The organism is Sphingopyxis sp. 550A (assembly GCF_053569535.1).
This window is the reverse complement of sequence record NZ_CM131615.1, coordinates 3,425,789-3,450,130: the sequence shown is the minus strand read 5'-3', so window position 1 is coordinate 3,450,130 and position 24,342 is coordinate 3,425,789. Positions and strand designations below refer to the sequence as shown.

22 protein-coding genes and 1 pseudogene are annotated in these 24,342 nt (G+C 65.7%); 10 read left to right on the top strand and 13 right to left on the bottom strand.

The annotated features are described in order from the left end of the window. Positions 1 to 10 precede the first annotated feature (10 nt). Together ACVENA_RS16725 and ACVENA_RS16720 are read left to right on the top strand one after the other, a co-directional pair. A complete protein-coding gene (locus tag ACVENA_RS16725) occupies positions 11 to 661 on the top strand; it encodes a lasso peptide biosynthesis B2 protein (RefSeq protein WP_449326284.1) in 651 nt (216 codons plus the stop codon). Continuing rightward, the gene (locus ACVENA_RS16720; RefSeq protein WP_449326283.1) at positions 661 to 2,373 is read left to right on the top strand and encodes an asparagine synthase-related protein; all 1,713 of its coding nucleotides are present in this window, start codon (positions 661 to 663) and stop codon (positions 2,371 to 2,373) included. Before ACVENA_RS16725 ends, ACVENA_RS16720 begins: the two co-directional genes overlap by 1 nt. Here the strand turns inward: ACVENA_RS16720 and ACVENA_RS16715 are convergent. The 13 genes from ACVENA_RS16715 to ACVENA_RS16655 form a co-directional block, all read right to left on the bottom strand. Next, positions 2,313 to 4,559: a prolyl oligopeptidase family serine peptidase gene (locus tag ACVENA_RS16715; RefSeq protein ID WP_449326282.1), complete on the bottom strand. Its 2,247-nt coding sequence runs from the start codon at positions 4,557 to 4,559 to the stop codon at positions 2,313 to 2,315. The genes ACVENA_RS16720 and ACVENA_RS16715 overlap by 61 nt on opposite strands. Before the next feature lie 11 nt (positions 4,560 to 4,570). Then, positions 4,571 to 7,102, bottom strand: coding sequence for a TonB-dependent receptor domain-containing protein (locus tag ACVENA_RS16710; protein ID WP_449326281.1), 2,532 nt, complete (start codon positions 7,100 to 7,102; stop codon positions 4,571 to 4,573). A 100-nt stretch (positions 7,103 to 7,202) separates the two neighbouring features. Continuing rightward, on the bottom strand, positions 7,203 to 8,192 hold the full coding sequence (locus ACVENA_RS16705) for a FecR family protein (protein ID WP_449326280.1): 990 nt from the start codon (positions 8,190 to 8,192) through the stop codon (positions 7,203 to 7,205). Then, complete coding sequence (locus ACVENA_RS16700; protein ID WP_449326279.1) at positions 8,189 to 8,728, bottom strand: RNA polymerase sigma factor; 540 nt, start codon at positions 8,726 to 8,728, stop codon at positions 8,189 to 8,191. The genes ACVENA_RS16705 and ACVENA_RS16700 overlap by 4 nt, the downstream gene beginning before the upstream one ends. Before the next feature lie 323 nt (positions 8,729 to 9,051). Beyond that, positions 9,052 to 9,663: a GntR family transcriptional regulator gene (locus ACVENA_RS16695; RefSeq protein WP_449326278.1), complete on the bottom strand. Its 612-nt coding sequence runs from the start codon at positions 9,661 to 9,663 to the stop codon at positions 9,052 to 9,054. Next, positions 9,660 to 10,538: a phytanoyl-CoA dioxygenase family protein gene (locus ACVENA_RS16690; RefSeq protein WP_449326277.1), complete on the bottom strand. Its 879-nt coding sequence runs from the start codon at positions 10,536 to 10,538 to the stop codon at positions 9,660 to 9,662. The genes ACVENA_RS16695 and ACVENA_RS16690 overlap by 4 nt, the downstream gene beginning before the upstream one ends. Further along, the gene (locus tag ACVENA_RS16685) at positions 10,535 to 11,158 is read right to left on the bottom strand and encodes an acyl-homoserine-lactone synthase (protein ID WP_449326276.1); all 624 of its coding nucleotides are present in this window, start codon (positions 11,156 to 11,158) and stop codon (positions 10,535 to 10,537) included. Before ACVENA_RS16685 ends, ACVENA_RS16690 begins: the two co-directional genes overlap by 4 nt. A gap of 98 nt (positions 11,159 to 11,256) precedes the next feature. Continuing rightward, positions 11,257 to 12,015 carry a LuxR family transcriptional regulator gene (locus tag ACVENA_RS16680; RefSeq protein ID WP_449326275.1) on the bottom strand — a complete coding sequence of 253 codons (759 nt, stop codon included), beginning with the start codon at positions 12,013 to 12,015 and terminating at the stop codon, positions 11,257 to 11,259. Positions 12,016 to 12,302: 287 nt separating this feature from the next. Then, positions 12,303 to 12,428, bottom strand: a complete 126-nt coding sequence (locus tag ACVENA_RS16675; RefSeq protein WP_449326274.1) for a hypothetical protein — start codon at positions 12,426 to 12,428, stop codon at positions 12,303 to 12,305. Positions 12,429 to 12,435: 7 nt separating this feature from the next. Continuing rightward, a complete protein-coding gene (locus tag ACVENA_RS16670; protein WP_449326273.1) occupies positions 12,436 to 13,086 on the bottom strand; it encodes an SOS response-associated peptidase in 651 nt (216 codons plus the stop codon). Positions 13,087 to 13,113: 27 nt separating this feature from the next. Continuing rightward, positions 13,114 to 13,626: a hypothetical protein gene (locus ACVENA_RS16665; protein ID WP_449326272.1), complete on the bottom strand. Its 513-nt coding sequence runs from the start codon at positions 13,624 to 13,626 to the stop codon at positions 13,114 to 13,116. Positions 13,627 to 13,638: 12 nt separating this feature from the next. Beyond that, positions 13,639 to 13,968: a hypothetical protein gene (locus ACVENA_RS16660; protein WP_449326271.1), complete on the bottom strand. Its 330-nt coding sequence runs from the start codon at positions 13,966 to 13,968 to the stop codon at positions 13,639 to 13,641. A 1-nt stretch (position 13,969) separates the two neighbouring features. Then, a complete protein-coding gene (locus ACVENA_RS16655) occupies positions 13,970 to 14,161 on the bottom strand; it encodes a DUF6771 family protein (protein ID WP_424543595.1) in 192 nt (63 codons plus the stop codon). Between the two features lie 183 nt (positions 14,162 to 14,344). Here ACVENA_RS16655 and ACVENA_RS16650 point away from each other — a divergent pair. From ACVENA_RS16650 to ACVENA_RS16615, 8 genes and pseudogenes are all read left to right on the top strand, one after another. Continuing rightward, positions 14,345 to 14,745: pseudogene (locus tag ACVENA_RS16650) on the top strand (DUF2958 domain-containing protein). A 122-nt stretch (positions 14,746 to 14,867) separates the two neighbouring features. Then, positions 14,868 to 16,466 (top strand): hypothetical protein, encoded by a 1,599-nt coding sequence (locus tag ACVENA_RS16645; protein ID WP_449326270.1) that lies wholly within the window; start codon positions 14,868 to 14,870, stop codon positions 16,464 to 16,466. 3 nt (positions 16,467 to 16,469) lie between these two features. Further along, complete coding sequence (locus ACVENA_RS16640) at positions 16,470 to 17,432, top strand: M28 family peptidase (protein ID WP_449326269.1); 963 nt, start codon at positions 16,470 to 16,472, stop codon at positions 17,430 to 17,432. A gap of 383 nt (positions 17,433 to 17,815) precedes the next feature. Continuing rightward, entirely contained in the window at positions 17,816 to 19,921 is a 2,106-nt protein-coding gene (locus ACVENA_RS16635; protein WP_449326268.1) for a ParB/RepB/Spo0J family partition protein, read from the top strand. 199 nt (positions 19,922 to 20,120) lie between these two features. Further along, positions 20,121 to 21,155, top strand: coding sequence for a DUF7146 domain-containing protein (locus tag ACVENA_RS16630; RefSeq protein WP_449326267.1), 1,035 nt, complete (start codon positions 20,121 to 20,123; stop codon positions 21,153 to 21,155). 331 nt (positions 21,156 to 21,486) lie between these two features. Then, a complete protein-coding gene (locus ACVENA_RS16625; RefSeq protein ID WP_449326266.1) occupies positions 21,487 to 22,428 on the top strand; it encodes an SLOG family protein in 942 nt (313 codons plus the stop codon). Positions 22,429 to 22,492: 64 nt separating this feature from the next. Further along, the gene (locus tag ACVENA_RS16620) at positions 22,493 to 23,416 is read left to right on the top strand and encodes a HEPN domain-containing protein (RefSeq protein WP_449326265.1); all 924 of its coding nucleotides are present in this window, start codon (positions 22,493 to 22,495) and stop codon (positions 23,414 to 23,416) included. Continuing rightward, positions 23,413 to 24,252, top strand: coding sequence for an NYN domain-containing protein (locus ACVENA_RS16615; RefSeq protein ID WP_449326264.1), 840 nt, complete (start codon positions 23,413 to 23,415; stop codon positions 24,250 to 24,252). The genes ACVENA_RS16620 and ACVENA_RS16615 overlap by 4 nt, the downstream gene beginning before the upstream one ends. Positions 24,253 to 24,342: the final 90 nt, after the last annotated feature.

Genomic DNA, 24,342 nt, shown 5'->3' with positions numbered 1-24,342 from the left:
CGACCACCGTATGAACCCGTCTTACCACGTCCGGCCAGGGCTGCACTTTTGCCGCTTCGAAGGCGAACATGTGTTTCTGGACCTGCCTGCGGGCCGCTACTTCCTGATCGAGGGGCGGACGTCGCAAGCTTTTGCGCATTTCCTCGAACAGCGCGCCAGCGACGACGAACAGGCCGTTCTGCTTGATCAGCAACTCATCTGTCCCGCTAGCGGATTAGCAAACGCGAACCTGCCGCTGCCGCAGGCAGTCGCAGCAAGCCTCATCGACCAGCCTCTCCCCGATGCGCCTTGGCTCGATACACTCAGGGCGATTGCGGCTCAAAGGCGAGCGCGCTTCGACATTCGCCGTCATCCGGTTTTCGAGATCACGCAGCGGATCGGAGAGCGCCTCGGAAAATATTCTCCTGAAGGTCGGCAAGAGACCTATGTTCGCGTCGCAGCCGCATTTCAGCGCGCCCGGCGTTACGCGCCTGCGACGGATCGATGCCTCGAGCGTGGCATAGCGATGCGCCGGATCCTTGCGCGCGCGGGGTGCGATGCCCGTCTTGTCTTTGGCGTAACATTGCCATTTGCCGCCCATTGCTGGGTTCAGACCGGCAAAGCGGTGCTGACCGACCCGCTGGATGTCGTCCTTCGCTACAAGCCTATCTTGGCTGTCTGATGACCGGTGGATTTCGCATCGAGATCGCTTTCGCAGACGATGGCTTGCGTCGTCGCTCGCAGGCCCGAGGTCCGGCTGATTTCAGCCAGGGAAATGTCGCGGTCTGGTCGCGCGAGCCGCTGCAGCGGCTCGACGCGCGAAGCCTGATCATTGGTCGCTTGTTCGAAAAATTCAGTGCGGAGCCCCCCGCCGTGAAGTGCCCCGGCGAAGTCCTCACGGCCGCAAAAGGACGAAAGCTGCTGACGGATTTTTGGGGCGGCTATGTCCTTGTTCATATCGGCCGGGATGAGTTGGTGAAGATATTCCGGGATCCGTCCGGCGCGCTGCCTTGCTATGTAAAACGCGAGGCCGACGGGATAAGCATTGCCGGCGATATCACCGAACTCGCTTCGCCTGGCTCCGGCGCCGTCGATTTGGGGGAAGTCGCGCGCGTGCTTTCAAGCGGCGACGCGCGCGGCCGTCGCACATGCATCGAGGGGATCGAGGAACTGATAGCCGGCGAATGCCTTACCGTTGCCGACGGCAAGGTGACACTCGAGAGCTGGTGGACCCCATGGGACCATGTGACCCCGAGCGCGACCAAGGATTTCGAGACTTTGGCCGGTGACCTGCGCAACATCGTTTGCGGCGTCGCCGGGACATGGTCGCGCTGCTTTTCTTCGATATTGCTGGGCGTGTCGGGAGGCCTCGACTCATCGATCGTTGCTGCAGGCGCCGCACCTGCCGCGCGCCGGCTGACGTGCCTGACGCTGTTCGGGCCCGATGCCGATGGCGACGAACGACGATATGCGCTGGCCATGGCGACGCATCTCGGGCTCGATATTCGCGAAGTGCAGCGCGAAATCGGCGATATCGACGTCGGCCGCGCCTCCGCGCCCAACCATCCCTGGCCGATCGTGCCGATCGGTCGCCAGACGAACGAGGCGATCCACGAACGGCTTGCCAGAGACATGCCGGTGGATGCTCATTTTACCGGCAATGGCGGCGACGCTGTTCTGTGCAGTCTGCGCAGCGCCATTCCCCTCCTCGATCGCGTCCTGGCGGAGGGGCCGTCCGCACGGCTCGGCACCACGCTGCTCGACATATGCCTGCTGACCGGCGCCGACCGACGCACGGTCCTGCGCCATGCCTGGGATCGCTATCGCCGCCACGGGGGACGGCATCAGATCCGTTTCAACGCAGTCGGGCTGAAGCCGGACGCCGCGAGGATGGCACGGGCCGCCGGGGCCGCGCACCCCTGGCTCCGGCCGCCGCGTGACATTCTGCCCGGAAAGACCGTTCATGCAGCCTATCTGATGCGAACTCAAAAGAGCATCGAGCTCTATCCTCGCGCGGTGTCGCCGCCCCATGTCGCGCCGCTCATATCGCAGCCCTTGATGGAACTCTGTCTGTCGATTCCGACCTGGATGTGGGTATCCGGTGGACGGAATCGGGCGGTCGCGCGCCGTGCCTTCGACAGCGCGCTTCCATCGCTTGTCACGGCCCGCTCCGGCAAGGGCGGTCCCGGCGGCTTTGACCTGCTGATATACCGCCGCAACAGGGACCGTCTTCACGACCGCCTCCGCAACGGCCTATTGGCTTCCGAGGGTATTTTCGATTCCGCGCTTCTCGATCACGCCGAGGATCCGACCTGGCGCGGCGTCGAGCGAATTCAGCGTATCCTCGAGTTCGCCGCCGCCGAAAATTGGGTGCGCTGGTGGAGCGGCTCCTGACCGGGCCCATTCGCCGCGCGGCACCGATCGGGCCGCTCTCGCTTCAGCTTCGGCCACCCCTCGGTTTGCTTTGGAAAGGGCGCGTCGACATCGTCTCTGCCGAGAAGCCAATAGTCGAACCAGGCGATATTCTCCTGCATCGCGAGCGACCGGTTCGACGGCCGGTAGAAGACATGGGTTTCGTCAGACGCCGCCGTAGCGCCGGGATAATGACTGATCTGCGTCGGCGCCTTCGCCGCGCGCAGCGCTTCAAACAATTCGATCTGCGACGGCGATGCCGAGGCAACCTGCTGCAGAACGGCTGCGCAAACTCTGCTGGCGTTCAGCGACGGAGCGAAACGGCGGTAGCTGTCGACAGCATCGCTCAGCGGCGCGCCGCCATAGACCGCATCATAGCTCGAACCGGCGGTCGCATATCCCGCCGGTTCGAGATAGCCGCCATCGCCGCTCGATGCGGCGCGAAACAGGGTCGATTGGGTCACCGCAACATTGACCATCTGCGAGCCGCGGCTGTAGCCGGCGATGCCCACCCGATCGCGATCGACGAGATCCTCGATGGCCATTTCGTCGACGGCGTCCTCGAAGATGTGGACGCCTTCGATCCACAGCAACCGCTGCAGGGTCTCTGGATCCGGCGGCCCGCTGCCGCGGATCCATGCCTTGCTGGCCGCCATCATCTCCTCCGATTGCAGGGGCGATGGGTCGTTGATCAGCAGCACCATATAGCCCCGCTCGGCGAGCAGCTGGAGCGGGTAGTTCCACTGGAAGCCGGGAGCGGCGAACCGGTCGTCGGCATCGGATCCATGGGTAATGATGACGGCCGGGTAGCGCTTTCCCTTTTGGTAGCCGCGGGGGAGGACGACAAAGCCGCGGGCTTCATACCCGTCGCGGTTGGTCCAGACCCGGGGGAGAATGGTGAGGGGAGCGATCGCCTCATGCTCCGCCGAGATCGGAAGGAGCCGGGAGATGCGGCCATCCCCCAGGTCGATTTTCACAAGCCTCGGCGGGGTGGCGATTCCCTCTTCGACGCAGACCGCGAAAAGAAGCGCGTCATCATAGGCGCAGCGGGTGAGGCTGTGTTCGCTCTCAACCCTGCGCACGCCATCGCGGGTGACGATCGCCAGCCCGTAGCGGGCCGCCTCGAGATCGCGGGTTCCGATAACCAGCTTTTTTCCGTCCCGGCTCGCCTCGTACGCAGGCGCGCGGGGATCGCCGATGGTGAATGCGACCGCGCCGTAGCTGTTCCGTTTCCCGTCCGGGCCCGTTTCGACGAGGTCCAGTCTTTTCGCCAGGCCGCTGGTCGCAAGGTCACCGCCGCGCGGGCCCCTGAGGAGCGCGACCGTCTCCAGATTATGCTCGACGCCGAGCGTGCGCATCGTTCCGCTCAGCCGATTCCACGCGCGCATCTCGAACCGTCCGCCTTCCGAGCCATCGGGTGTTTCCACCCGGAATTGAACCTCGTCGCCGCGCCAGAGAATCTGGCCCCCGCCGCGGGTCGCCATCCGGTCCTTCGATGGCCTGCTCAGCATCAGGTCGGTCTTACCGTCGGGTCCGCGCAGGAAATAGTCGATCTCGACGTCGATCGTCGATCGGCGCTGGCTTTGCAATGCGCTGACCTCCGCGTCGAAACGAACGCGGGGTGCGTTCGGCAAGGCTCTTAGCTGCGAATACCAGAGCCAGGCGCCGTCGGGGGACCAGTCATAGTCGAGAACGCCCACCGATGACGGACGCACACCGCCGCCGATCGGAAAAGACATGTCCGCTTTCCCGACTGGAACGGTCGCCGGGTTCACGATCAGCGGCTGCGCCATGCCGCCGGACGTGATCCGATAGAGCTGCAGGCCCGCCCCGAGGTCGAGGAGGGCGCTCCAGTCCGCCGTGCGGGGGATACGCCGCAGCGACTTGGCGTTGTCGACGGTCACTATGGTTCGTTGCCGGGCGGCAGCGATGTCGAGGATGCGGATATGGGATTGCGGCTTGTCAGCGGCGAGGTCGGCAATCTCGACAGCGTAGATGGCAAGCTTGCCATCTTCCGACAGGGCGACGTCCTTCACCTCCGGAACGGTGAGGATGTCGTCGAGAGTCCAGGGCCTGCCCTTGCTCTCCCCTGCCAGGGCGACAGGGGAGAGCGCCGCGACGGCAAGGAGCGCCGCGGCCGGGAGGCCGGTTTGGAGGCTCTTCCGCATGGACATCCTCCTCACCAGTCGCGGCTGACCGTGACGCCGAGGAAACGCCCGACCGCCGAATAATTTGTCGAATCGAAAGGTGTGTCGCTCGGCGATGCCACTGCCGTCATCTCGGGCTTTGCATTGAAGATATTAAGGGCGTTGACGCTGATCTCGCCCAATGCGCCGATTTTGACACGCGCCGAAAGGTCGAGGGTCGCGACCGACGCCACCTTGACGGGAATTGTGCGGCGACGGTCGGTGACGCCGCCGGTGAAGCTGACGAAGGAGGCGAGAGTGAAGTCCTCATTTCCGAAGGTCGCGCCACCCCGCGCGCGAAAGTGCGGCGAATTGAAGATGGTGCCGGCCAGATCGGTGACCGGAAGGCCCGGCAGCAATTGCTGCCGGCTGTCGAGCCAGGTGCCGCTCGCGGTCAGTGTCAGCATCTGCGCGCCGATCGGTGCGCGGTAACGCAGCGACAGGTCCGCGCCCTGATAGCGCTGCGAGGCGATATTGAGGTCGCGCCCGTCGATCAGCGCGATGACATTGGCGGGATTGTAGGGCCCGGTGGTGGCATTGCCGAGCGGGTCCGAGGCCCCTGCGATCGCGGCGGCCAGCAAGGTCGGCGACGGAATGAAGGTGACGAGATTGGCGAACAGCGGATTGGTGAGAATGCCGAGCGGCGACCCGAACGGCGGTGCGACCCGGTCGCGGTAGTCGATGCGGAAAAGGCTCGCCACGATCTGCAACCGGCTCGACGGCCGAAAGGTCGCGCTGAGCGTGACATTCTCGGAGCGCTCTGGGCCGACGTCGGGGTTGGGGCCGCCGAGATAAACATAGGTCGATCCCGCCGGGAACATCGATCCATATCCGGTGACGGGCAGGAGGACCGGCGTATATCCGCTATACTGCTGGTTTAGCGTCGGCATCTTGAACGATTTGCCCCATGAAATGCCGAGACTGAGCTCCGGGACGGGCGCATAGACGAAGCCGAGCTTGGGCACGACGATGCTGCCCGAATCAGAATAATCCTCAAAGCGCATTGCTGCCGTAATCGAGGCGCGATGCGCCAAGGACAGCTTCTGATCTGGACTGGCTAGCGGGAGGAAGAGCTCGCCATAGGCATAGCGGTTCTCGCGCGTCGGTGCGAAGGCCCGGCCCGCGATCAGGGCGTTGAGATGGTTGCTGCGCCAGCCGCCGCCCGCCGCGAGGCGGACATCGCCCGCCGGCAGCGCGAAGAGCGGACCCTCGACCCCCGCCTCGATACTCAGGCTGCGGTTGTTGAAAATACGGATCGAAGGCGGCGCGACGCCGTTGGTGAAATTCTGGGTGACCCCATAGGTCTTGTCCGTGCCGTAGAAGCCCGACACGCGCGTGCTCCAGCCGCCGCCAAGATCGGCTTCCAGCGTCGGCGCTACGCCGAAGGTCTCGAACTCATTATGCACCACGATCCCGCGCGTCGTGATCGGCCGGTCGGCGAACAGCCCGCGCACCGAAGTCATGTCACCGCGCTTGTAGATCAGGTCGGCCTTGATGCCGAGACCCGGCGTGAGCTCCTGATGACCGCTGAGCAAGGCGCTGTGGCGCCGCAGTTCGGGATAGAAAGTGGAGAGCGGATTGCTTGTCGCGGCATAGCTGCGGTCGCGCGCCAGGATCGCGCTGTTGTCGAAAAAATCATAGGTGGCGAGAAAGCCCCCGCCCGACCATTTGGCCCCGCCGACGATATTATATTGCTGCTGGAAATTACCGCCGTCGGTCGAGCCGCCGATCCGCGCGCTCGTGGTGATGCCCTCATGATCCCTGCGGAGGAGGATGTTGACGACGCCCGCGACCGCGTCGGCGCCATAAATGGCGGACGCGCCGTCGGTGACGACCTCGATCCGCTCGACCGCCGCCGTCGGAATCGCGCTGATGTCGATCACGCTCTGTGAGCCGCTATAGGCAAAACGGTTGCCATTCAGCAAAGTCAGCGTGGCGTTGGGACCGATACCCCGAAGGTTGAAGGTCGACGCGCCGTTGACGTTGACATTCTGGTTCTGGACCCCTTGCCCCGATCCGATCCCCGGGTTCTGGCCGCCTCCGAAATTCTGCGGGAGACTGCGCGCTACCTCGCCAAGATCGGCCTGGCCCGCATTGCGGATATCCTCTGCCGTCACTTCGATAACCGGCGCCGCCGCGGGCGCGCCGGCGATGCGCGAGCCGGTGACGATAATGGCTTCCGGCTCCTCCGAAGACCGAAGTTCAGCCGAAGCGGCGTTCAGGATGATGACGGAGCGGCCGTCGAAGCGGGCGATGAGCCCGCTTCCCGCCAAAAGGGTCTCGATGGCTTCGCGCGGCGTCAGCTGGCCCTTCAAGGCGGGAGCGGTCTTCCCGTCAAGGTCACGCGAGGAGGCATAGAGCTCGATATCGGCGAGATCGGCGGCCCTGCGCAAGGCGTCGCCCAGATCCTGCGCCGGGATATCATAGGACTGGCGCTGTTGCTCTGCCGCCAGTGCGGCGGCTGGTGAACTACAGGCTGCAACGCCGGCAAGCAGCATGGCCAGCGAACGGAACTTGATTGACATCTTCACTCCCCCAAAATTTCCGCCGTGCATCAGGCAAGGCGGTCAGTTGGGGGTGGATTGACGGGGCGAAGGGGGTGCCCTTAGCCGGCCGGGGAAAAAATTATCGGAGGCTGAGGTGAATGGCGTTCGCTCTGCGCTCGACCCGAAGATCGAAGAGGGTCGCGATGCGCTCCGCGAATGGCCCGGTCTTGCTGATCTCGAAGCGCCCCGTCACCTCGCGCGCCGCAACGGCGCTGTCGTCGATCACGATCGGCACCGCGGCGTAGCGATTGGCCTCGGCCACGAGGCGGTCGAGCCGGATCGAGCGATATTCGGCCCACCCGTCGGGCCAGCTTGCCGGAATGACCTGAATCGGCGTGGCTTGCTGTGCCAGGCTGCCGTCGGACCGATAGGCCAGGACCGTGCCCTCGCGCAGCCGCTTGACCTGGCCGGCCCCCGCATCGGTGCGCACCTCGGCCGCGCCGCGCCGCAGCGAGGCGGTGACCGTTCCGGCCTCGTCGAGGCTGAGGTCGATCTCGGCATCATTCGCGGTCGCGGCGCCGGACCCCGCTTCGATGCGCAAGGGAGCATCCTGTCTGATGATCGACAGGCGGACGCGGCCCTTTACCAGGCGCACGCTGCGCGCGTCCGTCCCGAAGGCAACGTCGAGCCGGCTGTCGGTGTCGAGCGTCGCGCTCGACCCATCGGCAAGCCGGAAGGTCCGGATCTCGCCGCGCTGCGTTTCCAGCGGTTCGGCGGCAAAGGCGGCCGAGCTGCCGCCCGGCTGACCGGGAAGCGGAGCGCCCCCGGCGCCGATCGCGACGATCAGAAGCGCGAGCGCCGTAGCTGCCGCGCCCCAGGGCAGCCATTTCCTGATCCGGCCCCGCCGCGTCTCGGCGTGCGCCGTTCCATGGCGCTCGGATGTCTTGAGGATGGCGAGCGCGGCCATACGCTGCTCGGCACGCCGATAGGCCTCGCGGTTGTCTGCAGACTCTTTCAGCCAGGCATCGAGCTCGCCGTGGAGCGACCCGGCATCTTCGCCGCGCGCCTTGATCAGCCATGCCCGCGCGATCTCGTCGGGCGAATAGTCGCCGTCACCTGTGCTGGTCATCGACCGCCGTCCACCACCTTCGAGATCTGAGCGAGCGCCCTCATCATATGATATTCCACCGTTGCGATGCTGATGCCGAGCGCCTCATGTATCTCGCGATAGGAGAGCTCGTCCACCCGGTGCATGAGAAAGACACGGCGCGTCTTCGGCGGCAGGGCGTCGACGGCCGCCTCGTAGAGCCGCAACAGGTCCGCAGCTTCGAGGTCCCATTCCTGCGCGGCGGGTGTCGCGCCTTCACCCTCGTCGCGGAGCGGATAGAAGGTTGCGCGCGACGATTTCTGGCGCCTGGCGCGGTCGATAAGCAGGTTCTGGGCGATACGCCTCAGGAAGCCGCCGGGATTGGCGAGCTGGTGCCGCTGCTCGCTGCCCGCCGCGCGGGCAAAGACTTCCTGGACAAGATCGGGCGCTTCTTCGGCGCCAGCCTTGCGGCGCAGAAAATGAAAGAGCGACGTGCGGTGCGCGCGATACGCCGCCTCGAGATCCCGGTCCGCCTCTGGCCGCCGCCTGCACTGCGGGGGCCGGTCGGCCGGATGCACATGGCAGGCCGAGGACGGTGAAAAAGGGTGACGCGGCGGCGAGCGGTCGCGGCAGGTACAGGAAGACAAGGCGGCAGTCCCGGACGGCACGAGCGAAAGCGTCCGGCCGCGGCCGGGCTCGCTCCTCCAGTGCTTTGCCGCCGTCTGGCCGCTCGCGCGGGTCCATGGTCCGGTTGGGCCGCCGGTCCGGTCAGGGACTGGCGTGTTTGATGACTGGCGAAATATTCCACGCGGAAGCTGCCAGAGATGCTCCCGTGCCCTGGAAACATGTCAATTACGGGCGGCTCTGACAAGTAAAACGTCACTCCCTTTTCGGTCAGCCATCATGGCTGTCGACCCGGATGACCTTCGAGCGTCCGCGCGTAGCTGGCCGCTTCATGCGCTCGCCGCTCATGATAGCCGAGGAGCAGGTTGCGAACTTGCGCCTGCGGCTCGGCATCGGCGACAGCGTTGGCGATCGCATCATACTCCTCGTCAACATCGGCGAGGATCGCCGCATCGAAATGCCGTGAAAGCTGAAGCCGGTCTCCAATCGCCGCAATGCTGGCGACAATCTCGCAGTTTGACGAGCGTTCGGCGATCGCGAGGAACAGGTCCGCAACGCGATCGGGATAGGGCTGGTCAGTGGGAAGCGACGCCGCCGACGCCTTTGGCGCCGTTGCGAGCGCCGCGAGCAGCAGAATCAGGTGCAACTCGAGCAGGTCGCGAAACTCGGTCTCGCTTAGCCGATGCACATGAAAGCCTTCGCCCGGCATGAAATCGACCATTCGCTCGCCATTGAGCCGGTAAAGGCTGTCGCGTACCGGGGTCACGCTGACGCCGAGATCGTCGGCGAGACGGGCGGCCTCGATCCTGGTGCCGGCTGCCCATTCCCCGGTCATCACTCGACGCTTGAGCGCCTCATAGGTCGGCTCGAACACATGCGCGGGGCTCATTGTCCGTTCCTTTCCGCGGCAGCGAACGTGGCAACGGCGTCTGCCTGGTCGGGGCGCAGCGCATCGACCGCGCTGACGGGGCTGGGAAGATCGCCCTGAAGGAGGATCGATGGACACTGGCCTTCATAATTGCCGAGGTTGGGCCTGTGCTGCGCATAGCCCGCGAGCGCCGCGAGTTCAGGCGGGAAATCTCTCGCGACGTGCGGCGGGTAGGCCAGCCACAGATTCTCGTAGGGCTTCAGCCATCCCAGGCTGTAGCTCACGAGCACGGCGCGCCGGACAGTCTCGCTGCGGTTCGCGCCGGCGCCATGGGCGGTCGATCCCAGAAAGCAGATCGCCGCGCCGGGTTCGCATTCGGCATATATCGGAGGGCCGGGATCCTCTTTGGCCATGCCGATGATGCCATGGCTTCCCGGATAGATTTCTGTCGCGCCATTGTCGCTGGTGAAGGGCGTGAGGGGCCAGAGGACATTCACCAGATATTCCTGGCTGCCGTCCGCCCCGCGCCACATGTCTTGGTCGCGGTGCGGGAACTGCCGCACTTCGCCGGGGTGGATCTCGATGGCTTGCGTGAGGTTGAGCTGGATGCGCTCGCATCCCGCCCCGAGGATCGCCTCCACGGCGCGAAGGATGACGGGATCGAGCACCAGATCGGCCATGTGCCGTGACCGCCGCAGCAAGCTGCCGAACCGTTTCGTTCGCCGCCCGTAGAAATCACCCTCACAAAAGGGCGTCTCGGCAAAGACCGGATCGAGATCCTTGGCGAGGGTATGCACAGGCGCCGTCGCCGCCCCATGCAGGATGCAATAGCCGTCGCGCTGGAGCTCGCCGACGAGGCGGCGTGCAAGAGCGGTATTGTCGATAGCCTTGCTCATGGCGCGAGCTCCCCGCTTTCGAGCCTCAGTCCGAGTGGCGCCCATGTACCCGTTCGCTGCAGACCGGGCAGCGTGTCCGCGTCGATCCGGATGCCGAACGCGAGGATCGGGCATGCCGCGTCGGGACGGGCGGGGCCGAGCGCGCGGCAGGACCAGCCGAAACCGCTGATCTTCGCGAACCATCGCGCCTCGGCGATCCCGACATATTCGCGGATCCCATGGTGAAGCGCATAGTCCGTGAGAGCGCTGACGAGCTGGTTGCGCGCATCGAGGCGCTCGGCCGCCGTTTGCGCCGGGTCGAGGCAGAAGCGGCTGATCTCCCATATGCTCTCGCCGGATGGCGCGCCATCGGGGCAGAGATGCGGATAGATATCGCCGAGAAGATGCGGCGCGGTGGTCGGCAGCAGGCGGGCCGACGCCCGGTGCCGCAGATCGTCGGGGTCGAGGAGGATCAGATATCGGGCGTGCGGATTATCGAACTGGTCGAGCTCGAAGCGCCCGTCGAGGGCGGGTAGATCCCATTTCAAGAGGTCGATGAAGACCTGTTTTCGGGCCGTGAACATGGCGCGCAGCGCCGCATCGCCGGGCGCAGTCTGCGCCCGCGTGGATTGATTGATCATGAGTCGTCCTTGGTTGCTGGAAGCCCGATTCAGACCATCAATCCCGCGGGGCGGCTATGCCCATTTCTGGGCAAGCCTTTCGCGTTTTGCGCGCCGGCTCAGTCGGGACGCCACCAGTCATAGACGTCGGAGAAGCCGATCAGGCCATCGAACAAGGCGCAGAGGATCAGCATTGAGCGGCAGTGGACCGAATAGCGGTCGCGCGCCATCTTGAGGTGACGCACCACCGTCTCCTGGCTGATGCCGAGAATGTCGGCGATTTCGCCCGCCGTCTTGCCGCGCGCCGACCAGAGCACACATTCGCGCTGCCGCTCGGTAAGCACCGATCGCGGCCGCGGTGCGGCCGTGCCCATCAGTTCGCGCGCCCTTGCAATCGCGATCGCCCCGACGATTTCGGCGACGTTGAGCATATGGCAAGGCATGTCGGCATGCGGGCCGACCGCGAAGGAGCAGGAGCCCATCGCTTCGCCGGGAAGATGGCGCGGCACGGTGAAGCCGTCCCCGACCCCGCTCTCGCGCGCGACGCTGAGCAATTGCCGGTCGCCGCGCGACAAGGGAATGTAGCGCCCGACGTCGCGCCATTCGAAACCGGTGATCGATCTTTCGCCGGCACGCCGGATCGGGTCGGTCGTGCTGAGGTCGAGGCCGACATAGAGCTTCGCCCAAGCGTCCGGGTAGTTATGGACGAGCAGCGACGCGGCCTCGCCGCCGCGCCGGTCGAAGGCCAAGGCGAAATGGTCGAACCCCATGCGGCCCGCCGCCTTCGCAAGCGCTGCGAACAGCTGGTCTTCCTGTGCTGCGCCGGAAATTTCTTCGGCAAGTTCCTCCGTCAAATGAAAATGCTTCACGTCGATCATCGGCCGCTGACGCGTTCCCGACCCGCTGCCCGCGGTCCGCTCCTTCGGGTCGAACGCCGCCGGTTCCTCTCCGGGACGCGCGAGGGTTGGACAAGTCTCCGACGGGTCCTGATATCGCGCGGCGGACTGCTGTCGTCGCTGCCTCGGCGCGGCAATCTATCGGTTCTGACGGTCTAACATCCGGATAAGTCGCGTAAAGCCTGCGGGGGCGGGAGATGGAACCACTTTGACACGTCATTCGCCTGACGGGCGTGCGCTGTGACTTCCCAAGCTGCCTGGCGATGCCGTCAGTTCCCGGTGAGCGACCGGACCGCGCCGATGATCCCGGCGATGAAGGAGCCCGCCACCAGCGCTGCCGCGAGCCAGAACTCGATCGCAAGCGCGCGGCGCCTCCATTTGGGTTCATCGGTCATCGGGGCATCACGGGAAAAGGCCGGGCGCTTCGGCCGGCGGTGCTTTGCGGCTGAACCAGGGAATGTCGGTGCGTTCGACGGCAATCAGGTTGGCGGGATATTTCGCGACCAGCTTCATCGCCTCTGCGGCTCCCGCGCGGAGCCATCGGTCATGATCCGCCGCGTGCAGGATGACCGGCATGCGGTCGTGGATATGGAAAAGCTCGTCGGTCGCATCGACCATCACCATCGTATAGCAGTCGCCCCATTCGTCGCTCCGGCGCCAGAGGCCGGCGCAGGCGGCGAGCGGCTGATCGGTCACGCTCAGCCATGTCCGGGTCATCTTGCCCTTCTCGCCTTCGGCCTCGGCGAAGGCCGTGAAAGGAATGAGGCAGCGCTGCGCCGGATTGGTGAACCAGGTGCGCCAGAAGCTCATCAGCTTGTCGTCGCGCGCATTGTTGACGGGCTTGGGCTTGCTCGTCGGTTTCATATGCTTGAGCCGCACCGGAAATCCCCAGGTCATGGCCTCGAGTGCGCGCGCACCGCCATCGTCGCGAACGACGAACCCTTGGCCACCCGGATAGACGTCGCCGGGCTGCGCGTTGGTGAGCGGTCGGCGCCCGCCGAAGGCTGATGCGACCTCGGCGACCGATGCCTTGAGCGTGACGAGATTGCACATAACGGCGCCTCCTTCCGGTTTTTCCGGTCAGGCCGCTCCCAATAGCTCGTCGAAATTCTGCTGGATCGGCGGCATGATGTTGAAGCTGTTCTTGGGGAATGGCCGCAATATGTCCAGCGCCGGCCGCGTCCCCATCAACCAGTCGAACCAGTCTTCGGGACGGACCACGCCAATATGGCGATCCTTGTGCGGGGCAAGATCGTCATAGGCCGGCACGGTGAGCGCGGCGAAACTCTCGGGCCACAGCCGATGCGCCGGGCGCCAGACGGCGGCGATGCAGAAGAAGGGCTCGTCGGTGATCAGGCTCGCGGCATAGACGGTCTTGCCGCGCTTCACGAGGCCGAACTCATTCGCGAGCAGCAGGCACGGCCTGTCGATGATCGCGGTCTCGGATTTGAGCAGCGGAATCTGGAAGATATCGGCGTCGCGCGAAGGCAGGCCCCAGAGCATTTCCTTCTCGCGCTCGCGCTGGCCGTCCCACACCATCACGCGATGGATCTTGCCGATGCCGACGAGCGCGTCGTCCGTTTCGATTTCCATGGTCGTCAATCCTCATGCACGGAAGCGGCTAAGCGCGCGCTTCCATTCGCGTTCGTCGGGCATGGGCAACGCGATATCGTCGGGACCGGGATCGACCAGCTCGATCCGCACCGGGCGGACACGCTTGCCGGTCCGGGCGCCGCAGCGGACGCACCAGAATTTCTCCCGCGCCTTGCCAAGATCATCGTCCCACATCCGGCATTGGAAGCGCCACCAGATTCCATAGGGGTTGAAGGTCGCGCTGTGCCCGCAGCGGCAAACGGGCTTGATCGCCCGGAACCATGCGGCCGCCTCGAAAATATGGGTCGCGCGGGGCTGCCCGTCCTTTGTCCATCCGCCCACGTCACAGCGAAAGCCCGAGCTGGTCGGGGCTCGCCGGCTCTGCCCCCGCGCGGACGCTCTCGACGATCGCGCGCGCGAGCTCGAACGCGGCCTCGACCCGGATGTGGCTCGTCGGTGCGGTGATGCCGACGCGCGCCCAGCCCGGAGCGGAAAGGATGGTCTCGGCGACTCGGGCGGTATCGATTCTGTCCATGCCCTTATGAGAACATATGATGAACATTTTGACAAGCTGCAGGCGATGAGGTCAGGGCAGCGCCAGCGCGCGTCAGCCGTGCGGCGGCGCGGCCGCCGCACGCGAGGCCGAGGAGCGCCCGGAAACCGGGACGGATCGGGCGCGGCGAGAAAGGCTTGCCGCCGGTCCGCGGAGACCCAAGTCATGAAACTTTTGACCCCCGCGCTCGAGACGCAGCTACGCGCCAATCTCGCCGCCCGGATCGAGGCGGCCGCTGAGGGGCGGTGCGAACCCGATCCGCCGCCAGTCGTTCGCCTGTTCAGCCCCGTCGGCGCAGCGACCTGGCTGGCGACCGAGAGGACGCCGACGGCATTTTCTTCGGTCTGGCCGACCTCGGCTTCGGCTGCCCCGAGCTCGGCAGCTTCGCGCTTGCCGAACTCGAGGCTGCGCGGTTGCCGTTCGGCCTTTCCATCGAACGCGACCTCCATTTCACCGCAAGCCATCCGCTCTCGGCCTATGCCGAGGCGGCGCGCCAGGCCGGATCGATCATAATGGGCGAGCACAGGCTGCGCCGCGCCGCCAGCCGGCTTTCAGGACGCGGCTGATGCGCTCCGACGGACGCCGGGGCCGCCGCGAAGCGGCCCCGGGAGGAAGAGGAGGGCTGGCGCCCCGTGACGGGTTCAGAAGCCGGGAGAGTGTCTCGCGGCGGCCTGTCATGGGGAAAGCCATGGCACAGTTCCAGATCCTGTGTCCGCACTCGGATAGCGAGTGGCGGCCGATCACTGCCGAATTCCGGTTCGCGCCTGCGGACGACCAGCAATATCTCTGGTCATCCTTCGAGGAAGCCGAGGCGGCCCGGCAACAGCTGCTCCTGCGCGCCCCCGATGCCCGGCTCCGCGTCGCGCTCGCGGGCTCGGATATCGGCGATGTCGAATGGGAGGTCCGCGAGAAGCTTCGCTTTGCGGACGGCAGCTATGAACCCACGCCCTGGCATGGCGAGCCTTGGTATCAAGCCAAGCATGCCGAGCACTTTTGTCATATCTCGACCGAGCAGGCGGGCAAGATCGCCTTCACCGAAAATTCCGCCAAGGGACAGCTCGACCGGCAACTGGTCATGTCGCCGGGTCGCTACCTGCGTCGCTACTTCTCGGAGCATCTCGACAATGAGGCGATCGAAGGCTGGTGCGCCCGGCTCTCGGTGCAACTCGCGGAAGATGCGCTCAAGATCACTCAGGATGCCGACGAAATCGAAGAGGTCTTTGTCGGCGGTCCCGGCAGCTGCATGTCGCACGACGCGAGCGACTTCGACAGTTTCTGCCACCCGGTGCGGGTCTACGCCGGGCCTGATACCGCGCTCGCCTATATCGGCGCCCGCGACGATGCCCGGGCGCGCAGCGTCGTGTGGCCCGAGCTCAAAATCTATACCAGCATCTATGGCGATGTATCGCGCCTCAAGCTGCTGCTCGAAAATGCGGGCTATGCGAAGGGCAGCCTCAACGGCGCGCGCATCCGGCGTCTCCTCGACGGGGACAGCTACGTCGTTCCCTATATCGATGCGGGCGATGACCTTGCCGACGACGGCGAACATCTCGTCATCGGCCATGGCAGCATTCCGTCCGAAAATACGAACGGCCTCGGCGATCGCTGCTGGTATTGTCCCCGGTGCGACCACGACACGAGTTCGCACGACATCGTCTTTTACCGGGACGGTTCGTCCGAAGAATGGTGTTACAATTGCTTCACCGATCACTCGGTGTTCTGCGCCCATAATGAGCGCAGCTATAGCGATTCCGAGACTTTCATCACCGTGCTTGCCGATGGCGACGAGCATGACGTGCTCGAAGAGGATGTCGAATCCTTCGGCGCCGTCTATCTCGAAGATCGCGGCGAATGGTGGCTCTCGAGCAGCTGCCGGCAATGCGATGCGTCGGGCGAATGGTTCCATGCCGCCGATCTCACCGAATATCACGGCGAATGGCTCTGCGCCGATTATCTGCCCGAGCCGTTCAACGACGACGACCCGTCGCTCTCCAACGCTCATGTCCTCGCCCGCGACTGGTTCCGGTACGAAATGGACACGATCGAAATCGAGGTCGCCAAATGGCAGGCCGCCGGCGAGCGGGCGCGGGGCGATCGTCTGAGGCGCGAACAGGAAGCGGCCGACCGCCTTCGCATCCACGCCTTGCACATACCGCCTCCCCAGCCGTGCAGCTGCACATGCGCCGACCATCATTCCCCCGACACGCCGCGTCTGATCGAGAGTGTCGTTCCTGCTGCCGCCGCAGCCTTGGCGGTGACCGCCGCCCCTTGCCAGACTGGAGCCTGACCCATGACCTATGAACTGACGGGCCGCGCCGGCCTCCTCGAAATCCTGTCCTGGGCGCGGCCGCACGACAGTGCGACCGAACGCGCTTTCTGCCGAGAATATCTCGATCCGATCCCGGGCATGCGCGCCGACGGCTTCGGCAACCGGATAGTCGCGATCGGCGATCAGCCGCGAACCTTGTGGAGCTGCCATGTCGACACGGTCGCGGCGGCCGGCGGCCACCAGGCTGTGGGCGTCGACGAATATGGCATCGCACATCTGCAGGGCGGTAAGGCGGGCATGTCGCTCGGCGCCGACGACGGCGCGGGAATGTGGATCATGCTCGGCATGATCGAAGCGGGGCGCCCCGGCCTCTACCTCTTCCATCGCGGCGAGGAACAGGGCTGCCTCGGGTCGCGCTGGATCGAGCGCCATACCCCCGAACTGCTGGCGGAAATCGATGCAGCGATCGCCTTCGACCGCGCCGGCCTGGGCGATGTCATAACCCACCAGAGCTTCGGGCGGACATGCTCGGATGCTTTCGCGGCGAGTCTGGCGGCGGCTCTCAACCGCCAGAATTCGGGCTTCCGTTACGCGCCCGACGACACGGGCGTATACACCGATACCAATGAATATGCCGCTATCGTCCCCGAATGCACCAACCTCTCGGTCGGCTACGAGCGCCAGCACGGGCCCCGCGAGACGCTCGACGTCGTCCACTGCGAGCAACTGCTCGCCGCCATGCTCGAACTCGATGCGTCGCAGCTGGTGATCGAGCGCGATCCCGCGACCCGGGAGGATGGCGGCCGGTGGTTCGATCGCGGACGCGGGCATAGCGACGATTTCATCGAAGCGGTCGCCGACCACCCGGCGATTGCGGCCTGGATGCTCGAACAATGCGGCGTCACGTACGATGATTTCCAGATGGCACTGTGGGCCGAGGATATGGACGAAGACCGGGGCTATCGTCCCCTCATGGCGACCTGATGCGCCAGATTCCGCCCGCACGCCGATAGATGAATTGGTCTGCATCGGCCTCCAATGCTCGGCCCATCTCCCGGCTGAGCAGCTGCTCGCTCGTCGAACTTAGGAACGTTCCCGCCTTTCGGTCGCGGTATCCCGCCTGACCTGCTGGTGGAGTCCGGCCATCCCTCTTGGTCCATGCCGAGGCCGTCCGCGCCGCGGGCGCTATCGTCATTGGGGAACAGCGGCTTCTCACCGCCGCGCGCCGCCTCTCGGGGCGCGCTTGAGGCCCGTCCTGGTTCGGGTCCGCTGGTAGCGGACCCGGCGAGGAAGAGGAAAGCCGGGGCTTCGTGACGGGCTTTTGAGCCGGGAGAGTGTCTCCGGGCGGCCCGTCATGGAGAATGGCCATGGCCAGTGCAAAACGAAAGATCACCCTTAGCCCGTCGCGCGACATTCCGTTCGACCGGCTGGTCCTCTCCCAGGCGAATGTCCGCCGGGTGAAGGCGGGCGTGTCGATCGGCGAGCTTGCCGCCGACATCGCGCGCCGCACCCTGCTGCAGAGCCTCAATGTGCGCCCTCAGCTCGGTGATGACGGCGAGGAGACCGGCCTCTTCGAAATCCCGGCGGGCGGGCGGCGCTACCGCGCCCTCGAACTGCTGGTGAAGCAGAAGCGGCTTGCGAAGGATGCGCCGGTGCCGTGCATCGTCCAGTCAGCCTGCGGCATCCTCGCCGAAGAGGACAGCTATGCCGAAAACGCCGTGCGTGAGGCGTTGCACCCGCTCGACCAGTTCCGCGCGATGCAGGCGATGGTCGACAAGGGCAGCGAAGTCGAGGCGATCGCGGCCCATTTCATGACGACGCCCGCCGTCGTGCGCCAGCGCCTCAAGCTCGCGTCGGTGTCGCCGGCGCTCCACGATCTCTACGCCGAGGACGAAATGACGCTCGACCAGCTCATGGCCTTCACGGTGTCGGACGATCATGAGCGGCAGGTCCAGGTCTGGGAACTGCTGGCGCACAGCTTCAACAGGTCCCCCGCCTTCATCCGCAGCAAGCTTACCGAGAACAGCGTTCGCGCCGCAGACAAGCGCGTGCGCTTCGTGAGCGTCGATGCCTATCTCGCGGCGGGCGGGTCGATCGTGCGCGACCTGTTCGAGGCCGACGACGGCGGCTGGCTCACCGACCCGCCGCTGCTCGACCGGCTCGTCGACGAGAAGCTGTCCGCGATCGGCGAGCGTATCGGCGCCGAGGGCTGGAAGTGGGTGCAAACCGCGATCGACATGCCTTATCAGGCGACACGCGGCCTTCGCATGCTCGAAAGCACCGAGGTCGCGATGACCGAAGAGGAAGAGGCCAGGCTCGCCGCGCTCGAGACCGAAGCCGACGCGCTGTCGGACGAATGGTCCGACGCGCCCGACGTGCCCAAGGAGGTGCATGGGCGCCTCGAGGCGATCGAGGCCGATATTGGGGCGCTCACCGACCGGCCCCGGATCTTCGACGCGGCGGAGATCGGGATCGCGGGCACCTTCGTATCGATCGACTATGACGGCACGATCCGCGTCGACCGCGGCTTCGTGCGGCCCGAGGACGAGCCCGTCGTCGAAGCCGCGGAAGGCGGCGAGGCCGATGCGGCCGCCGTGCAGGGCGAAGGCGAAGGCGAAGCCGCGGCCGATCGCGATCCCGATGGCAGCGCGGGCGGCGCGGGCACCGATGCCGATGAGCCCGAGGAGGAGGGATTGAAACCGCTCCCCGAGCGGCTTGTGTCCGATCTCACCGCTTGGCGGACGCTCGCGTTGCAGGATGCCTTCGCGCAAAATCCCGAGGCGGCGTTCGGCGCAGTGCTTCATGCGCTTGTGCTGTCGGTCTTCTACCGGACCAGCCACGAGACCTGTCTCCAGCTCTCGGTGTCGCCCGTCCATTTCACCAACGAGCCGGACGGGCTTCGGGAATGCGCGCCGGCACGGTCGATCGAGGCGCGGCACGAGGCGTGGCGCGAGCGGCTGCCCAAGGAGGATGTCGATCTCTGGGAGGCGCTCCTCGCGATGGATGCCGCCGAGCAGGCGGGCCTCTTCGCGCACTGCGCTTCGCTCGGGGTTAATGCGCAGGCCGAGATCGTCCCCAAATATGGCACCGGGCGCGTCTCGCAGACGAGCGTCGTGCGGCGGATCGCGCACAGCCATATCCTTGCGCGCGCGGTCGATCTCGACGTCGTGGCGGCGGGGTGGCGGCCGACCGCCGACGGCTATTTCCGCGGCGTGACCAAGGCGCGGCTGCTCGCCGATGTCGCCGAGGCCCGCGGGCCGGAATTCGCCGGCATGATCGACCATTTGAAAAAGCCCGACATGGCGCGCGAAGCCGAAAAGCTGCTTGAGGAGTCGGGCTGGCTGCCCGAGCCGATGCGCACGCCGGTCGTGGATACGGATGCGGCGGAAGCGGCCGCCGAGGAAGCCGGTGTCGATGGCGACCGCGATGGCGACGATGGCGACTGGGACGAAATGCCCGTGGCCGCCGAATGACGACGGACGGGGCGGGTTCGGCCGCCCCGTCTCGCTCGCCGCAGCGGCGGGCATCGGTCCCGTCGCTGCGGCATTTTCTTGAAATTCGCGGGCGCGCTGTGCCATTCTCCGGTCTTGCCGGCAGGGGCTGTCGGCGCCGTTCGCATGGGACAGTCAGTCGCTTAAGATCGTCTGTTCCGCGCCGTCGCCGGAGAGCCCCATGGATAGCATTTCCGATATCGTCGCCCGCCTCGCCGACAATGCGGAGGCCGTCTGCCGCCGCTATCTCCACAAAGGTCGCCGCGAAGGCCGCTACTGGCTTGTCGGCGATATCCACGGCACCCCGGGTCGCAGCCTCTATGTGCTTCTGTCCGGCGAGAGCGGCGCACGCGGGCGGGCCGGCAAATGGACCGATGCCGCGAGCGGCGAACATGGCGACCTTCTCGACATCATTGCCGCGAGCTGCGGTCACGCCTCGATGCGCGACACGCTGGCCGAGGCGCGGCGCTTCTTGAGCCTGCCCATGCCGCTGCGGAATACGGCGTCACCACGCGCTCGCAAGGTTTCGCAGGGGACACCCGCGGCGGCGCGGCGGCTCTGGGCGGCATCGAAACCGATCGAAGGCACGCCGGTCTCCGACTATCTGGCTTCGCGCGGCCTTGGCGTCGCGGGCGCGGCGGGATCGCTGCGCTATCATCCGCGCTGCTATTATCGCGCCTCGCCGGGCGATACCCCCGATTTGCCATTGGCCTGGCCGGCGATGATCGCGGCGGTGACCGACGATCGGGGCGCTTTCGTCGGTGTCCATCGCACCTGGTTGGCGCCGACCGGCGGCAAGGTGCCGGTCGCCGACCCTCGCCGCGCCATGGGCCATCTTCTCAGACACGGCGTTCGGTTCGGCGCTGCGGGCGAGGTCATGGCGGCCGGCGAGGGCATCGAGACCATCCTGTCGCTGCGCGAAGCGCTGCCGGAACTTCCGATGCTCGCCGGGCTGTCGGCAGCGCATCTCGCCGCCATCATCTTTCCGCGCGCGCTGCGCCGACTCTATGTCGCCTTCGACAAGGATCCCGCGGGGACGGGCGCGTTGGCGACCCTTGCCGAGCGGGCCCTCGATGCCGGGATCGAACTCGTTCCGCTGCCGCCCGAGCGCGAGGACTTCAACGACGATCTCCGTGCGCTCGGACGGGCGCGACTTGCCGGGCGTCTGAGGCTTCTGCTTCGCGGCGATGACGCCGAGCGCTTTCTCGTCCGCTGAGCGGCCGGAAGGGAAGGGCGCGGGCGGGGCGTTCGGGCAGGGCATCGGTCATCTGGCCTTCCCCCTGTCCGGGGGCCGCGCCTTCGGCCTTCGCTGGAGGGCGACTGCGGCAGGCGGGGGCAGGCGCCGCAATGGCTTCCCGTGCGGCTATTTTCCGCCGGGGCTCGCGCCCCTTTGCATCGCGAAACAAAATAGCCTTGGCATCGCCATCCTCCGCTGGCGCTTCGGCCGCGCGGGGGCTCGCCCCCTCGCGGTGCGGGCCCACCCCGCGTGCCGCGAGGCGTCGCCGCGAAGGCCGCGAAAGGCGCGGCCGCAACCGGAGATTAGCGCCATGACCGACGATGCCGACCATCCCGACTCCGACGCATGCTTCGAATCCTGCGCGAGCGCGCATCTTCTCGAAGAAATCCAGCTCTACGGCTATCGGCCCTTCGAGGACGAACCCGACGGCCGCCCGCTTCCCGACGACCGGCTCGCGAGCGGCGCCGTCGCCGACATCTTCGATGCGCTCGCGGGGTGCCTCGTCGATACGCGGATCGAACCCGATCTCGAGGATCTGCTCTGGGGCGTCGTCAATCTCTTCCATAGCGCGGGCAACCGGATCGAGCGCGAACTCGACCGGAACGAGGCGGCGCAGCGCGAGCTTCAGCGCAGTCAGGACGGCAGCGAAATCCACTCGGTCGAACTCGAGCGCGCCATCGCCGAAGGCATCTCGATGATCGAGCGCCGCGACGCGATGGAATTTTTCCGCGAATGCGCCGCCGAACAGTATCGCATCTATGCCCGCAAAGCCTGGGTCCCGCGCACCGGGTCGCGCGTGCGGCATCAGACGATGACCGCGGCGATGATCGACAGCCGCGACTTCCTGGATCGCCGTTTGCGGGAGAAGGCGAAGGCGCTGATCCCCGAGGGCACGCGCATCGCTTTCTCGGGCGGACCCTCGTGCAACGATCATCAGCATATCTGGTCGGCGCTCGACCGGGTGCATGCCCGGCACACCGACATGGTCCTCCTCCATGGCGCGACCCCGACCGGCGCCGAACGCGCCGCCGCCTGCTGGGCCGACGCCCGCAAGGTGCCGCAGGTGGCGTTCCGTCCCGACTGGACCCGCGACCGGAAGGCGGCCCCCTTCAAGCGCAACGAGCGGATGATCGATGCGATGCCCGCCGGGCTCATCGTCTTCTCGGGCACCGGCATCCAAGACAATCTCGTCGACAAGGCGCGGGCGTTCGGCATCCCTGTCTGGGATTTTCGCATCAGGGAAGCGCCATGAGGTGCCGATCCGGATCCGACCGCGCTTGCCATCGGGCGAGCATGTGACCACAGAAGGACAAGCGATGCGTACCGATCTCGATCATCTCCCGGCAGCCAAACAGCGCGAGCTCGAACGCGTGAAGGCGATTGTCTTCGAAGAATTTGAGGATGCGCTCGCGCTCGGCACGATGAGCTGGAAGAAGAAGGGCCGGATCGACAAGATCATCCTTTACGGCAGCTATGCGCGCGGCGGCTGGGTCGACGAGCCGCACACCGCCAAGGGCTATCGCTCGGACTTCGATCTCCTCATCATCGTGAACGACAAGCGCCTCACCGACAAGGTCGACTTCTGGGCCAAGCTCGACGACCGGCTGACCCGCGAACTCGCGATCGACAAGACGCTGCACACGCCGGTGAACTTCATCGTCCACACCTTGCAGGAGGTGAACGACGGGCTCGCGCATGGGCGCTATTTCTTCATCGACGTCGCGCGCGACGGGATCGCGCTCTACGAATATGACGACAAGGAATTGCACCAGCCGAAGCCGAAGACGCCCGAGCAGGCCCTGGCGATGGCGCGGGAGTATTTTGAGGAGTGGTATCCAGCAGCGGCTGGTCGATTAGACACTGCGAACTACACCCGCAGCCAAGGCCGGTATCGCGAATCTGCCTTCGATACCCACCAAGCTGCGGAATTTCTTTATCACTGCGCCTTGCTGGTCTGCACCTTCTACACGCCGCACGTGCATAATCTGGGTTTTCTGCGGACGCAGGCTGAGCGGATCGATATGCGTCTGGTCGACGCCTGGCCTCGGGAGCTGAAAGCGGATCGATCTCGCTTCGAGAAGCTGAAAGAAGCATATGTGAAGGCGCGCTATTCGAAGCATTACCGGATCGCTGAGGCCGATTTGCTCTGGCTGGCGGGACGTGTCGAGGAACTCGGTCGGGCTGTGCATGCCATCTGCTCTGAGCGGATCGCGACTTTGGAAGAGGCGTTGCGCCGATGACCGATACACCCGACGCCCATGATCGCACGCGGGTGATCGCGGACCGCAAGATCGCGTTGCTGATCGACGCCGACAATGTCTCGCACAGCAAGATTGCCGCAATACTGGCCGAGCTTTCTAAATACGGAACGGCCAATATCCGCCGCGCTTACGGCAACTGGGCCAGTGACAGCCTCAGGGGCTGGAAGGACAAGCTCCACGATTTCGCGATCCGGCCGATCCAGCAGTTCAACTATTCCACCGGAAAGAATGCCACCGACATCGCCTTGGTGATAGACGCGATGGAACTTCTGTACACGCAAAAGCTCGACGCCTTTTGCCTCGCGTCAAGCGATGCCGACTTCACACCTCTCGTCATGCAGCTCCGGGCCAACGGCCATGAAGTCTACGGTTTCGGCGAACGCAAAACCCCAAGCCCTTTTGTCAACGCCTGCACGACCTTCCTCTATCTCGACAACCTCGAAGGCGTCGACGCGCCGGCCGCACCAGCCGAGCCAGCCGTAGCGAAGGCGCCAAAAACGAAAGAGCCGGCCAAGGCTGGTACGCCGCCCGCTAAGGCGACCAACAAGAAGCTCGCGCAGGACACCAAACTGGTGACGATTCTCCGCGGAGCGGTCGAGGCGTCGGCGCGCGACGACGGATGGGCGTCGATGTCCGCGGCCGGTAGCGCAGTTAAGCGGCAGGCGCCGATCGACCCAAGGAACTATGGGGCCAAGAACTTTCCGGCACTGTTCGAGGCGACTGGGCTGTTCGAGATCGTCAAGGGTGAAGGCAGCCACAGCTTTGTCGCAGACAAGCGGAACAAGGACCGAGCGGCCAAGCCGACATCCCCATAGTCTCGATCTTGCGGCTGCTTGGCGACATGGCCGCTTCGCGCCCGACTTCAGCCTTTCTCGGCCCTTGGGAAACCAGCCTGAAAGCGGACC